We start from the raw sequence: 15,432 nt of genomic DNA on the forward strand, positions 1-15,432 counted from the left end.
ACCTTTAGCCTCTTACTGCGACTTTATATTTCAAAGCATTAAGGGCAGCACACAAATTGAGTGGCTGCCCTTACTCTATTAGTGCTTGATAATATAAAGATCTTTAACGTGCATATTATCCAGTGGATCCTTACCGGTATACCCACCGACATAAGGTTTCACTAAACGGGCATTCACGTAGTAGAACAAAGGTACGATAGCGGAATCTTTATCCAGCAACACTTCAGCTTGTTGGTATAAACCAGCACGCTCTTTCTCAGATTTAACTTTCAGCGTATCTCCCATCAGCTTATCAAACGCCGGGCTCTTATAATGCACGGTGTTATTACTGCTGTCAGACAGCATCATATTCAGGAATGAAGAAGGTTCGTTATAGTCAGCACACCAACCGGCACGTGCAACATCGAAAGTCCCTTGATGGCGGGTATCAAGGAACGTTTTCCACTCTTGATTTTCCAGCTTGACGTCAACACCCAGATTTTTCTTCCAGATAGAAGCCGCTGCAATAGCCAGCTTTTTATGTAAATCAGAAGTGTTGTACAACAGGTTGAATGTCAGTGGCTTATCTTTAGTGTAACCTGCTTCTGCCAGTAATTTCTTCGCCACTTCATTGCGTTTTTCTTGTGTCCAGCTAAACCATTCTGGCGGTGTTAACTCCGCACCACTGGTGTACGGTGGGGTGAAACCATAAGCCGGTAAATCACCTTGGTTTTTCACTTTATTCACAATGATATCGCGATCCATGCCCAGTTTCAGTGCTTCACGTACTCGAGCATCGGTGAATGGGGCTTTTTGGTTGTTGATTTCGTAGTAATAGGTACACAGATACGGATCAACATGAACTTCCTGTGGGATCTCTTTTTTCAATTTCTGGAACAGTTCAATCGGCATGTTGTTGTAAGTCATGTCGATTTCACCACTGCGATAGCGGTTAACATCAGTCACTTCAGAAGAGATTGGCAGGTAAGTTACCTGATTAATCACGGTTTTCGCATTATCCCAATAGGTTGGACTGCGTTCTAAAACAATACGTTCGTTAACGGTCCAATCTTTCAGCTTATAAGCGCCATTACCAACAAAGTTTTGTGGCTGAGTCCACTTATCACCAAATTTCTCAACCACGGTTTTATTCACCGGGGACATAGATGGGTGAGCAAGTAGTTTGTCCAGATAAGGAACTGGCTCGGTAAGTGTGACTTCCAGAGTATGGTCATCCAACGCCTTCACACCCAACGTATCAGGCGACTTTTTACCCGTGATAATATCGTCAATATTCGCGATATGTGCATATTGTACGTAGCTTGCATAAGGGGAAACGGTTTTCGGGTCAGCCAGACGTTGCCAGCTATAAACAAAATCCTGTGCCGTTACAGGGTCACCATTTGACCATTTAGCATCTTTACGTAAATGGAAGGTCCAAACTTTAAAATCTTTATTATCCCAACTCTCAGCGACACCCGGCAAAATTTTACCGTTAGGGTCATTGATAACCAGCCCTTCTAATAGGTCACGGGAGATATTTGATTCAGGTACACCTTCAATTTTATGTGGGTCCAGCGATTGCGGTTCGGATCCATTATTGCGGACTAAAACTTGTTTTTCAGCCAATTGCACGCCTGCAGGCACATCTGCCGCAAACGTATTTCCTACAGCCATCATACCCAAGGCAGCCACAATACCTGCGGCCAAGAGACTTTTCTTTGTGATGTTGGTCATGCTTATATCCACTCCAGTTTTTATTATTGCATCGCCCAGTGACGGGACATGCTTCACCTTTAAAAGGCATTTTTAAATTACATCGCTCGGGGAACGAATCCGACGATATAAATATTCTATGTATTTGCAGCAGGCGAAAATTCATGCTGCGTTATACATCCCTATGACTCTGTCTTTACTAAATACTTCGTGATTCTGTTTCTTGCTGCAATCAATATTTCCAGTGATTACAACTTACGAATATAAAGATTTTTCAAATCCACCAAGTCTTGCGGGTCTTTGCCCGTAAATCCTCCCACCGTTGGCCGAATAAGCCGAACACTGACGCGGTAGTAGACCGGAACCATTGCAGAATCTTTATCCAATAAATTTTCAGCTTGTTGATATAACGCGGTACGTGCATTGGCATCAGGCGCTGCCAATGTTTGCGCTAAAAGCGCATCGAACTCTGGGTTCTTATAGAAGAATGTATTATTACTGCTGTCTGACAACAACATATTGAGAAAAGCAGTCGGCTCATTGTAATCGCCGCACCAGGTTGCTCTGGCAACATCAAATTGGCCCTGATGGCGACTTTCTAATGATGTTTTCCACTCTTGATTCTGTAAGGTGACAGTGGCCCCCAGATTCTTTTGCCACATAGATGCAGCAGCAATAGCTTGCTGTTTATTTTGATCTGACGTGTTGTAGAGCAAATTAAACGTCAGTGGATTCTCGGCGTTAAAACCAGCTTCTGCGAGCAATCTTTTTGCCTCAGCGTTGCGTTTCTCTTGAGGCCAACTTGCCCATTCTGGCAATGCGAAATTCCCCCCCTCCGTAAATGTTGGGGTAAAGCCATAAGCAGGAATCTGCCCTTGCCCCATAATTTTGGTCGCAATAATATCTCGATCCAGCGTTAATTTGATTGCTGTTCTTACCCTTGCATCAGTAAATGGTGCTTTCTGATTATTAATTTCGTAATAGAAGGTGCAAAGATACGGGTTGACATGAACCTGCGATGGCAGGTCTTTCTTCATTTTGGCGAATAAATTTGGCGGAATGGCGCTATTAGTAATATCAATTTCACCACTGCGATAACGATTAATGTCGCTGACTTCTGAGGTTATTGGTAAAAAAGTGGCCTGATTAATAACGGTCTCTTTGTTATTCCAATATGTTGGGTTGCGCTCAAGCACAATGCGTTCATTAACGACCCAGTTTTTTAACTGGTAGGCACCATTACCCACAAAGTTTTGTGGAAGTGTCCACTTATCGCCGTATTTTTCCACAACATCACGCTTAACAGGCTTCATTGAGGTATGCGATAACATACTGATAAAATAAGGAACAGGCTCAGTCAGAGTCACTTGCAATGTTTTGCTATCAAGGGCCTTAACACCTAACTCATCTGGCTTTTTAGTCCCTTTTAGTACCTCGTTAACATTCTCAATTTGAGCATATTGTAAATAACTGGCATAGGGTGAACCTATTTTAGGATCTGCCAAACGCTGCCAACTATAAACAAAATCTTGTGCGGTGACGGGTGAGCCATCACTCCACACTGCGCCATCACGCAAATGGAAAGTCCATATTTTATAGCCGTCATTATCCCAGCGGGTCGCGACAGCTGGAATGATGTGTCCATTAGCATCATTACTCACCAACCCTTCTAAGAGGTTGAGGATAATATTGGTTTCAGGGTTTCCTTCGACTTTATGCGGGTCCAGAGAAGCCACTTCAGAACCATTATTAATAGTAATACTCTGATCTAGAGCTAATACCACACCAGTAGGAATTGTTGCCGCCATTGAGACCGTGGAGAATGACAAACCCAGAATAGTGCCAATTATTGCCAGTGGTCGCTGTTTAAACTTTATTTGCATTTCTATCCGCCCTTTTGCGAGATTTGTGATGTTTTCTCTAGGTCTGCGTCAATCTGCCACCAACAACGACTAGCAATAACTATTCCAAGATAAAAATTACGGCCCAGTTTCTTTGAAAAAACAAGAAAACTCTCGTCAGCGAATTGACCGGAAACTAACAGAACCCGATATCCGACGCCAATAATTTTTACAGAAATGTTAAGCAATTCTCTATTTCAATACATAGCTAACGATAGTGACTCACTACATTAGCAATGTCATAAATAATTAAGCTACTGATTTTATACAAAAAACACACACCACCATTTAACTTCACACCGGAAAATATGCTTCAAAACAGCGAAAAGAAACATAAAGTTAACATTTATATCGTTACCAGAATAAACCCCTACACATCTGGGTCTAATCACTAATAACACCTAGATAAATTCAGCACAAGCCCTACAGAATGATGTGAGCATTTTAACAACAACTCGCGCATTTTATTTAATCGGAGAGTGTGTGAATTATTATTAAAGATATAAAAATAAGCCTTAAGCTAAATTATTTATACAGAACAACCATTATTGCAGCATTTAAGTGCAACAGATTAAACTTCATACATTATTTGCACCAAATTAATGCCTAATGATTTGAGTCTTTTACTTACGAAAAGCAAAAAACCACCGGTAATAAACAGGTGGCCTTTCTAAGATGATGAGTCGTGGATTCTAATGAACTGGTTAGATTAAAGTAATCCGGGGAAAATAGCCTTAATACCTGTCACAATGAATTCGATACCCAATGCCATCAGCAATAAACCCATAATACGCGTGATAACATTGATACCGGTTTGCCCTAACAATCGAACCAATAGCGGTGCAGCACGGAACAATAACCAACAGCAAAATGCAAACAGAGCAACCGCGACAGTCAACCCCAGCAGGTTTTGCCAACTGTGATAGCGAGAGCTCCACACTATAGTTGAACTGATAGCGCCTGGTCCTGCCATCAATGGCAATGCCAGTGGAACAACACCGATACTTTCTCGTACGGCAGTTTCTGTTTTTTCCTGTTTATTCTGCTTGTCTTCACCGAGTTTGCCGCTGATCATCGACATTGCAATGCTGACAACCAAGATCCCACCCGCTATTCGGAATGAATCAATAGAAATGCCAAAAATTTTCAGGATGGCATCCCCCAAGAACAAAGAGATCCACAAGATAATGGCTACCGACAGGTTAGCTGTTAGGTTGGTTTTGTCCCGCCCTGCCGCCGCCTGATAGCTAGTCATACTGATAAATACCGGTAGAATACCGACCGGATTAACCAGCGCAAATAAGCCAACAAAAAACTTGATGTAACCTGAAAGGTCCAACAGTGATTGACTCACACATCACTCCGCGAAATTGCTAATAAATACATCACAGACAACGGGTCATTTTCACCAATGCCCCAGACAACACACTTTATGGTCAGAATCAGGAAGATTTGCGACACAAATGATGTCATCCACGCGCAGATACTATTCTGCATTATTCGAACATCACACCACAGCACTTTTCACTAAAAATCGACCTTAGAGCCACTACCATACAGATGTGCGCGCTAATGTAATGGAATTAGTCACAGGAATCCATGTAATAAACCTGCATTTATACTGGGTAAATGCTTATCGGTTAAAAGCGTCATTATTGTTAATACCCTGTGGCGTTAATGGTGTATTAACGTCATGAATTATCACTTTTTTTATGTTAATGATAATTACTCTCAACAAATAATTGCTGAATGGTGTCAGCTTGCTAATTTTGTGATTTAAATCACGAAAAACATACCTAAGAATAGTTAAGCTCTGGCCTGTAGTGAAGAATGCACTGCGAAGAAATAGAGTATAAAGGTTGAAAATAATCCTTTTATCCAAATTTATTCCTAGCAGACTAAAAGCTCTTTCAGTAAATCAGCGGTGAAAATGAGAAAGTAAGATACAAAAACTATCTCTAATTGACAGTACAGCATGCTAGAGCCTGTCTATACTTGTTGCTTCAACAGCTCATTTACTAAAAGAGTTTAACATTATCAGGAGAGCATTATGGCTGTAACGAATGTCGCTGAACTTAACGAGCTAGTAGCACGCGTCAAGAAAGCCCAGCGCGAGTATGCCAACTTCACTCAAGAGCAGGTTGATAAAATCTTCCGTGCCGCAGCTCTAGCTGCCGCAGATGCCCGTATTCCTTTAGCCAAACTGGCTGTAGAAGAATCAGGCATGGGTATTGTGGAAGACAAAGTGATCAAAAACCACTTTGCTTCTGAATACATTTACAATGCTTACAAAGATGAAAAGACTTGTGGCATTTTAGAAGAAGACAAAACCTTCGGTACTATCACTATCGCTGAACCTATCGGTTTGATCTGCGGTATCGTACCAACCACTAACCCGACCTCTACCGCTATCTTCAAGGCGTTAATTAGCCTGAAAACCCGTAACGGTATCGTATTCTCTCCACACCCACGCGCTAAAGACGCAACCAATAAAGCCGCCGATATCGTGCTTCAAGCCGCCATCGCAGCAGGTGCGCCAGCAGATATTATCGGTTGGATTGATGCGCCAACGGTTGAGTTGTCTAACCAACTGATGCACCACCCAGACATTAACCTGATTCTGGCAACGGGTGGTCCAGGCATGGTTAAAGCCGCTTACAGTTCAGGTAAACCTGCTATCGGCGTAGGTGCAGGTAATACACCTGTAGTTGTTGACGAAACTGCTGATATCAAACGCGTTGTCGCATCTATCTTGATGTCTAAAACCTTTGATAACGGTGTGATTTGTGCTTCAGAACAGTCCATCATTGTTGTGGATTCTGTATACGATGCCGTTCGCGAGCGTTTTGCTTCACACGGTGGTTACCTGTTACAGGGTAAAGAGTTGAAAGCTGTTCAGGATATCATCCTGAAAAATGGTGGCCTGAATGCGGCTATCGTAGGTCAACCAGCCACTAAAATTGCTGAAATGGCAGGCATCAAAGTTCCAGCTAACACCAAGATTCTTATCGGCGAAGTTAAAGTTGTTGATGAATCAGAGCCATTTGCTCACGAAAAACTGTCACCTACTTTGGCAATGTATCGTGCGAAGAGCTTCGAAGACGCTGTTGAAAAAGCAGAAAAACTGGTGGAAATGGGCGGTATCGGCCATACATCTTGCCTGTATACAGACCAAGATAACCAGCCTGCGCGCGTTAAGTATTTCGGCGATAGAATGAAAACCGCCCGAATTCTGATCAACACGCCTGCCTCTCATGGTGGTATCGGTGACCTGTATAACTTCAAAGTAGCGCCATCTCTGACGCTGGGTTGCGGTTCTTGGGGTGGTAACTCTATCTCTGAAAACGTCGGTCCGAAACACTTGATCAACAAGAAAACTGTGGCTAAGCGAGCAGAAAACATGTTGTGGCATAAACTCCCGAAATCTATTTACTTCCGTCGTGGCTCCCTGCCTATCGCGTTGGAAGAAGTGGCAACTGACGGTGCAAAACGTGCCTTCATCGTGACTGACCGCTACCTGTTCAACAACGGTTATGCTGATCAAATCACTAGCGTACTGAAATCTCACGGTATCGAAACTGAAGTCTTCTTCGAAGTAGAAGCTGACCCTACCCTGAGCATCGTACGTAAAGGTGCAGAGCAGATGAACTCATTCAAACCAGACGTGATCATCGCGCTGGGTGGTGGTTCACCGATGGATGCTGCCAAAATCATGTGGGTTATGTATGAGCACCCTGAAACCCACTTCGAAGAACTGGCATTGCGCTTTATGGATATCCGTAAACGTATTTACAAGTTCCCGAAAATGGGCGTGAAAGCGAAAATGATCGCCGTAACAACCACATCAGGTACAGGTTCTGAAGTAACTCCATTCGCGGTAGTTACCGATGATGCTACAGGTCAGAAATATCCATTGGCTGACTACGCATTGACCCCAGATATGGCTATCGTTGATGCCAACCTGGTTATGAATATGCCTAAGTCTCTGTGTGCTTTCGGTGGTTTGGACGCCGTCACTCATGCTATGGAAGCTTATGTTTCTGTACTGGCAAATGAATACTCTGATGGTCAGGCTCTGCAAGCACTGAAACTGCTGAAAGAATTCCTGCCTGCCAGCTACAACGAAGGCGCTAAAAATCCTGTTGCACGTGAACGTGTTCACAACGCAGCAACTATCGCCGGTATCGCTTTTGCCAACGCCTTCTTGGGTGTCTGTCACTCAATGGCCCACAAACTGGGTTCTGAGTTCCACATCCCACATGGCTTGGCAAATGCGATGTTGATTTCCAACGTTATCCGCTACAACGCGAATGACAACCCAACCAAACAGACTGCTTTCAGCCAGTATGACCGCCCACAAGCGCGTCGCCGTTATGCTGAAATCGCAGACCATCTGGGCCTAAGTGCACCGGGCGACCGTACCGCACAGAAAATCCAGAAACTGCTAGCTTGGTTAGATGGAATAAAAGCAGAATTGGGCATCCCTACTTCAATCCGTGAAGCAGGCGTTCAGGAAGCTGACTTCTTGGCTAAAGTAGACAAATTGTCTGAAGATGCATTTGATGACCAGTGTACCGGTGCTAACCCACGTTACCCACTGATCTCTGAGTTGAAACAGATTCTGATGGATACTTACTATGGCCGTGAATTTAGCGAAGAGCTTGCGAGTGAAGAAGCAGCCGTGGTAGCTCCAGCACCTAAAGCTGAGAAAAAAGCTAAAAAGTAATCGCCATCTCAATGTGTGAACCTCATTTTCGATAGAGGTGAACCCGAGAAGGCCTAACCCCCGAATGACACTCGTTATTCGGGGGTTTCTTTTGCTATAACGCCATCATCAAATTGCATGGCCCATACTCAATAGCGTCTTATCTTCCTCAACCTGTCATCACAGCAGCACCGTGCTTTTGCCTTAACCTTCCCCCCGACTCGATAAACTCTCCCCATTTCGCGTTTTGTGGTGCTCTCTGCGGGCAATTCGTTCGGTGCCTTGATACAGGTTTTTAGCCGGGTCATCTATTCTGCATTGTTCTCTGAGTTAAAAGCTCAAATACGTACGGCACTGCGATTCTCACCTAAATAAAGAGCCACTGAGAGGTTGTCATGACAGATAACCACAGTAAATGAGCCTGTATGAAGTCCTATGGAGTTAATGCAAGAATAGGCTGGTTACCCCACAGCTTTACAGACAAAGCGCGTGAGGTATCTTATCTGAGGTATGAAGTGATTAAGGGTGTTGCTGATGCTGTTGCAGGCACGCGGCTTTGATAGCTTCTTTATAATGGCGGCGACAAACTGAGACGTAACTTTCATTGCCCCCGATGACGACCTGTTCACCATCATGCATCGCCCGCCCCTGTTCATCCAGACGTAACACCATATTTGCTTTACGCCCGCAATGACAAATTGTTTTTAGCTCAACCAATTTGTCGGCCCAAGACAACAAATACTTGCTGCCCGGGAATAGCTCGCCAAGAAAATCGGTACGTAAGCCATAACACAGAACAGGGATATTTAATTCATCGACCACTTGGCACAATTCCTGAACTTGCTCTTTTGTCAGAAATTGGCACTCATCAAGTAAAACACAATGGACAGGTTTATCCTGATGTTCAGCAGCGATAATAGATAATAATGATGTCCCGCTATTGAACAGCATCGCTTGTGAGGACAGTCCTATACGCGAACTGACAGTTCCAACCCCAAAGCGATTATCAATCTCGGCCGTAAAAACCAGAGTGCGCATCCCACGCTCTTGGTAGTTATAAGAGGACTGTAATAGCGCGGTTGACTTCCCAGCATTCATCGCTGAGTAATAAAAATAAAGTTGAGCCATGGGCCCGTAACTCCAGTGGTATAATAAATGGTCATAGTGACAATGAATTTGTAGTTTATCATAAATTCAGGCTTCGCGGTGAGCTGGCCACCTCATCTATATTACTGTTTTTTATATTAAGTAATGATATAGCTAATGTCATTGATAGAACTTTCATGTGAAACATGCGCTATTATTAGACACATTACATGACCAATTTCACAATATTGATACAGTTGAAATATTCTGCTTGAACATTAACCAAACCTGAGAGAAGGGAAACCAATTGTGTCCGATATGTACGCAGCACGATTGGTTCATTAATGATGCTGGTAATGTGTTCTCATGATTAATTCGTAAAATAGTGATAACAAATATTGTCATAACCTGACAATTCCGATGGCACATGCTTTTTTCTTACTCAATATTTCGTTAGAGCTATATCAATATCCCGACGCACTTATGCGATCAGTTATTGTGCATCCTTACAAGCGAAGGAACCTATTTTTGCTTTATTGATATAAAGCAAACTTATAACTTAGTGAGAAAATCATGTTCGCAAGTAGGATCATTAGGGAGCAAAACGAACTTTCACGTTAAAAACAGCTCAGATAATAACAAGTGCTCGCCGTTTATTAGTAGCACGCAGCAAATTTTCACTAATAAAATACGTAAATTCGAGTATACCAATCAAATTGGCTATTGCAGAAATTAAAATAGCACTCTATTATTATCCAGACGCCCCCCCACCAATTATAATTTGAGACCAGGACAATGAGCGAAGCGTTAAAAATTCTTAACAACATCCGTACTCTGCGTGCACAAGCGCGTGAATGCACTCTTGAAACATTAGAAGAAATGCTTGAGAAACTCGAAGTGGTCGTTAACGAACGCCGCGAAGAAGACTCCCAAGTACAGGCTGAAATTGAAGAACGCACACGTAAATTACAACAATACCGCGAAATGCTTATTGCAGACGGTATTGATCCAAACGAACTGTTGAATACTATGGCTGCTGCTAAAGCGGCTACTGGTAAATCAAAACGTGCTGCACGCCCTGCTAAATATCAGTATACCGATGAAAATGGCGATGTTAAAACCTGGACTGGCCAAGGCCGTACCCCAGCAGTGATTAAGAAAGCCATTGAAGAACAAGGTAAATCACTGGATGATTTCCTGCTGTAATCGTAATAGTTAATTTACTATTGTGATGAGAATACCCTCCTATTATATGGGGGGTATTTTTTGTTTATCGCCAAACTGCCAATCAGTATTTTTACCCTACGCGGGTAAATTACCCCCACTCAATCGCTGACAAAACATCATCGATGTTAGGGCCGTCTAAACATATCATTTCCAATAAATAACCCTGTGCAATCACTCTGATTGTAAATCGATAAGAATACTCTGCTAATTTATAACATCATAATAATCGATATAGCTGTGGTGCCCTAACGACACCATTGACTGTAATATAAGTGAAATTAAGCAATAAGCGACAGTATCTAAGCCCAACCACGATAGCGTTGGCTACAAAACAGAACTAATTTAAATTTTGTACCCAACACATAAAATCATCTTTCTCACTTATTACAACCGATTAATCGACGCACCACGACCAATCCCATAATAAGTGAATCCTCGGCTATTTAACCGCTCAGGATCGTACAAATTACGCCCATCAAAAATAACGGGTTGTTTCAGACAAGACTTGATCATATCAAAATCTGGAGCCCTAAAATTTTGCCATTCGGTGCAAATAACTAATGCATCAGCACCTTGTAATGCTGCCTCTTTTGTCCCCATTAATCTCAAGTCATCCCTTGCGCCATAAATTCGCTGTGCTTCATCCATAGCCTCTGGATCATAAGCCTGAATAGTCACTCCGGCTTCCCACAATGTCTCCATTAAAATCCGACTAGGGGCTTCTCGCATATCATCTGTATTGGGTTTAAAAGCTAATCCCCATAGAGCTAATGTTTTTCCAGCAAGTTGTGAAGAAAAATGATGTTGAATAAATTCGGCCAATTTATACTTCTGTTGGTTATTGATCTGTTCGACTGCTTGTAGCAAATGTGGTTGATAGCCATTACTTTCAGCTGTACGAATTAACGCCTGAATATCTTTGGGAAAACAGGACCCGCCATAACCGCAACCCGAATAAATAAAATGGTAGCCAATACGAGAATCAGAACCGATGCCTTGTCGTACTTTCTCGATATCAGCACCCAATCGCTCTGCAATATTCGAAATCTCATTCATAAAGCTGATTTTGGTTGCAAGCATGCCATTCGCTGCATATTTCGTCAGTTCCGCGCTGCGAATATCCATAATTAATATGCGGTCATGGTTTCGATTAAACGGTTCATATAGCTCACTAATTAAATCGATAACACCATTATCATTTGTATCAATACCGATAACGATACGTTCTGGTCGTTTACAGTCAGCAACTGCCGCCCCTTCTTTCAAAAATTCGGGGTTTGAAACCACATTGAATACTATTTCTTGGTCGCGTTGCTGAAGAACAGTTTGTATTCTTTCCCGTACTTTATCCGCAGTTCCTACGGGGACAGTAGATTTATCAATAATGACTTTCGGTGCATCCATATATTTAGCAATAGTGTCAGCGACCTCAAGGACATATTTCAAATCAGCAGCGCCATCTTCATCAGGGGGGGTACCCACAGCAATAAACTGAATAGTACCGTGCGCTACACCAGCCTTTGCATCCGTAGAAAATTGAAGTCTCCCCTCGTCATAGTTTTCCTTTACTAACGATGCCAGTCCTGGTTCAAAAATAGCAATGCGGCCATCTTGTAAATCAGCAACTTTTTTTACATCAACATCAATGCAGAGAACATCGTGGCCAACCTCTGCCAGAACTGCGGCTTGAACCAACCCGACATAACCAATACCAAAAACCGTAACTTTCATTCAAACAATCCTCAAGTAGAACTCGAATAAGGGGCGTACTACTCACTATTATCAGGAACTAACCTTAATTTAGCCTGAGGCGACGTAACCTTATTGCTAACGAATCAAAATGCTAATAGCCAATTTTTAGAGATAAGTAAGAGCGGGAGTATATCAACCGATATTTTTGACATCTCGCTCAGGCACATCGATTGAAACAAATTGGCTTTATTTCGCAGATTCGTTATAGGAGTATTTATGTTTGGCTGGCGGTAACCGTAAATAAAAGATGAATGCATTAAAGATTAGGTGGTTTTCCAGTGACTGACTTAATATCTGAGCTATTCATCAGCGGAAAGCATCAAACGTAACCGACTCCCTCCTCCCCACACCTGACATTGCCATGCTTCACAACGTTGGCTAATTTGGTTTAGATGCGTTGTTTTCAGTGTTCCAAGAGGCACGCCATTACTGAGCTGAATCTGGTTTTTGCCTGCATTAACATTTGCATGCAAGCCCGCTGAGACCAGTATTAAATTCTGATATTCCACATGATAGTAACCCACCAACAAAGGAAATTGCCCATCGAGATGAGTTCGCCTTAATAGTTGGTTAACTTGTTCAAGTAGAGATGACATCTGAGGTAAGCGATGCTGCTGATGCGCTAAATGTTCTTGTAAAATCCCGTTAAATAGCACGCGTAATAGCAAAGCGGCTAAAACACCATTATCCCCCGCTCGCGTTACATCCAAACAATAAAATGCTAAATCCTTATCTGACAATGCGGCAATATCAAGTACCAACCCTGGTTTCTCAACCATGGTCAATTGCCGGTAATTTATCCGACAGTGTGCAATTGTTTGTTGTGCTGGAGGTTGTAGCTGTTTTAACAGTTGGGCCGCGTTATAGGGATTTCTGCGTAGCGCATCCCAATCTTGTATAAGCTCAGTTTCTTCAATGGCATGGGAAGTAAACAATGCAGGATAGAGGCAAGCCAACACAACTTCACGTAAGCGATTTAAATCAACAATCGGCTTTAGCAATACGTCCTTAACACCCAGACGCAAAACTTTTGCGATATCAGTCATTTTATCTGTCGCTGAGATAACCAAAACAGGAATCTTTACACCTTGAGTCAGTAACCTTTCAACAAACTCTATGCCACCCATTTTTGGCATGGCGAGATCGCAAAGAATCAGATCTGGAGTCTGAATTTTTAGCTGGTCAAGAGCCTCCAAGCCGTTCCCGGCTTGCTGAACTGTCGCACCGAGTGAACCCAAGAATCCCGCCACAACTGAGCGAAAGACGGTTTCATCTTCGATGACTAGAATATTTTTGCCTGCTAGTGGTTTATCCATGCACTGCTTCTCTTACTAACCTTATGGTAATAGTGGCTCAAAATGAATGTTTGTGCTTGTCAGAAATTGTCATGAACTATTGGGCCGATATATATCTATATCTATCAGCGTTTTATCAAATGGTGTAATTGTTCAGCACACTTTTCAGCAGCTAACTGCCCAGCGGCTATTGCTTCATCAGCGCGATGAAAATCCAACAGGGATATTTGCGGGCAATAGGGTTGAATCAGTACATCAGGAGGATCACCCGCCATTCGATTTCGTTTTAAACGGTTCTCTAGCACTTGAATTGATGTTGACATTATTTCCATCGCGCTAGGAACACTGTTAGCTGGGTCCGGAACGATATTGGCGATCCGCATTTTTAAACGCCGATGCCAACTTTCAGGCATATCTGGGGGGTTACCTTCAAGAGATATTTGTGAGGAAAGCATATCTTGCCGAACCAAATGTGCATCATGCTGCAAGTCAACGGCAATAACGATATCGGCTCCCATCGCTCTAGCGAGAGAAACAGGGACAGGATTAACAACTGCGCCATCAACAAGCCAATAGCCACCATAACGAACAGGGGAAAACAGCCCAGGCATACTGCACGATGCTCTAATAGCCTGTTTTATATCTCCTTCTGTTAGCCATAACTCACGGCCTGTCGTTAAATTTGTAACAACTGAACCAAAAGGTAACGTACATTGCGAGATATCCTGCACTTCAATTATTTCGTTCACAGCATTGAATACTCGCTCCCCTCGCAGTAATCCACCACGGCGCCAGGAAAAATCCATCAGTCGAAGAACATCCCAGTATTTAAAAGATCTTACCCAGCGTTCCATCACATCCAAGTGATCACTGGCATATGCAGCACCGACTAACGAGCCAACCGAACATCCCGCTACGACATCGATCGTCACCCCCATTTTTTTTAGCACATTGATAACACCAATATGTGCCCATCCTTTAGCCGCTCCTGCACCCAGTGCCAGTCCAACTTTGATCTGTCTCATTGTATTTCTTCCATTTTCAATCGATTTGGCACTTTTTATAGCCCTGGGCGAAACCTATATTTCTTCTTTTACTTTGTACATTTACCTATATAACTATAGTGAATATTTACCCTTCTGGTTATTGGATACAAATACTTTACATTCGATGACTAAGATATAGCCTGTAGAGAGAGGGACATACTATGAATATTGAAATATGCCAGAGCGATCTGTTTATTCCTGAACTCATTACATTGATTACTCAATTAGATGCGTACCAAGAGGCACTCTACCCAGCAGAAAGCAATCATACAGAATCTATTGAAAATCTGTCTCAGGGGACAACAGTCGTTTATATCGCAAAATTGGAAGGATTAATTGTAGGATGCGCGATTCTTACATTACCTGAAACCCCATATCCTGAGGTTAAGCGCGTCTTTGTCAGCCCTAACTATCGAGGGAGAGGGATTGCATTATTGCTAATGAATGCAATATTAGAAAAATCTAACACATTAAAATTAAAGAATATTTATCTTGAGACCGGGGTTTACCAACCAGAGGCTATCAGGTTGTATCAGCGGTTGGGTTTTGAATTGACATCTCAATTTGGCCATTATCAATCTGACCCTCTGAGCGTATACATGGTGAAATCTTTAAATGTACATCAGTGATGATTACATAATTAATTCACGATTAATTTACTATCACAATGATTTATTATTTCTACAGTTTCATAAATACAAAATAGCCACCTTAATGGGTAGCTA

General features: G+C 42.5%; 10 protein-coding genes. 3 read left to right on the forward strand and 7 right to left on the reverse strand.

Going from position 1 to position 15,432, the window contains the following annotated elements:
• Nucleotides 1–78: 78 nt before the first annotated feature.
• The 3 genes from oppA to HUZ92_RS08600 form a co-directional block, all read right to left on the reverse strand.
• The gene (gene oppA, locus HUZ92_RS08590) at nt 79–1,716 is read right to left on the reverse strand and encodes an oligopeptide ABC transporter substrate-binding protein OppA (RefSeq protein WP_050140597.1); all 1,638 of its coding nucleotides are present in this window, start codon (nt 1,714–1,716) and stop codon (nt 79–81) included.
• Between the two features lie 227 nt (nt 1,717–1,943).
• Nucleotides 1,944–3,578 carry an ABC transporter substrate-binding protein gene (locus tag HUZ92_RS08595; RefSeq protein WP_050296120.1) on the reverse strand — a complete coding sequence of 545 codons (1,635 nt, stop codon included), beginning with the start codon at nt 3,576–3,578 and terminating at the stop codon, nt 1,944–1,946.
• A gap of 727 nt (nt 3,579–4,305) precedes the next feature.
• Nucleotides 4,306–4,950, reverse strand: a complete 645-nt coding sequence (locus tag HUZ92_RS08600) for a YchE family NAAT transporter (RefSeq protein WP_050101351.1) — start codon at nt 4,948–4,950, stop codon at nt 4,306–4,308.
• 696 nt (nt 4,951–5,646) lie between these two features.
• Between HUZ92_RS08600 and adhE the strand changes: the two genes are divergently transcribed.
• Complete coding sequence (gene adhE, locus HUZ92_RS08605) at nt 5,647–8,322, forward strand: bifunctional acetaldehyde-CoA/alcohol dehydrogenase (RefSeq protein ID WP_050101352.1); 2,676 nt, start codon at nt 5,647–5,649, stop codon at nt 8,320–8,322.
• A gap of 498 nt (nt 8,323–8,820) precedes the next feature.
• Here the strand turns inward: adhE and HUZ92_RS08610 are convergent, their stop codons facing one another.
• On the reverse strand, nt 8,821–9,429 hold the full coding sequence (locus HUZ92_RS08610) for a thymidine kinase (RefSeq protein WP_050101353.1): 609 nt from the start codon (nt 9,427–9,429) through the stop codon (nt 8,821–8,823).
• Nucleotides 9,430–10,182: 753 nt separating this feature from the next.
• On the opposite strand from HUZ92_RS08610, the gene hns reads away from it, so the two are divergent.
• Nucleotides 10,183–10,593, forward strand: a complete 411-nt coding sequence (gene hns / locus HUZ92_RS08615) for a histone-like nucleoid-structuring protein H-NS (protein ID WP_050101354.1) — start codon at nt 10,183–10,185, stop codon at nt 10,591–10,593.
• A gap of 405 nt (nt 10,594–10,998) precedes the next feature.
• Here hns and HUZ92_RS08620 read toward each other — a convergent pair whose 3' ends face one another.
• The 3 genes from HUZ92_RS08620 to rssA form a co-directional block, all read right to left on the reverse strand.
• Nucleotides 10,999–12,345, reverse strand: a complete 1,347-nt coding sequence (locus HUZ92_RS08620) for a UDP-glucose dehydrogenase family protein (RefSeq protein WP_145580035.1) — start codon at nt 12,343–12,345, stop codon at nt 10,999–11,001.
• A 320-nt stretch (nt 12,346–12,665) separates the two neighbouring features.
• On the reverse strand, nt 12,666–13,682 hold the full coding sequence (gene rssB, locus HUZ92_RS08625) for a two-component system response regulator RssB (protein ID WP_050101356.1): 1,017 nt from the start codon (nt 13,680–13,682) through the stop codon (nt 12,666–12,668).
• Between the two features lie 104 nt (nt 13,683–13,786).
• A complete protein-coding gene (gene rssA, locus HUZ92_RS08630; protein WP_050101357.1) occupies nt 13,787–14,686 on the reverse strand; it encodes a patatin-like phospholipase RssA in 900 nt (299 codons plus the stop codon).
• Nucleotides 14,687–14,868: 182 nt separating this feature from the next.
• On the opposite strand from rssA, the gene HUZ92_RS08635 reads away from it, so the two are divergent.
• Nucleotides 14,869–15,336: a GNAT family N-acetyltransferase gene (locus HUZ92_RS08635; RefSeq protein WP_080990647.1), complete on the forward strand. Its 468-nt coding sequence runs from the start codon at nt 14,869–14,871 to the stop codon at nt 15,334–15,336.
• Nucleotides 15,337–15,432: the final 96 nt, after the last annotated feature.

The organism is Yersinia vastinensis, from assembly GCF_902726565.1.
In the GTDB taxonomy this organism is placed as follows: domain Bacteria; phylum Pseudomonadota; class Gammaproteobacteria; order Enterobacterales; family Enterobacteriaceae; genus Yersinia; species Yersinia vastinensis.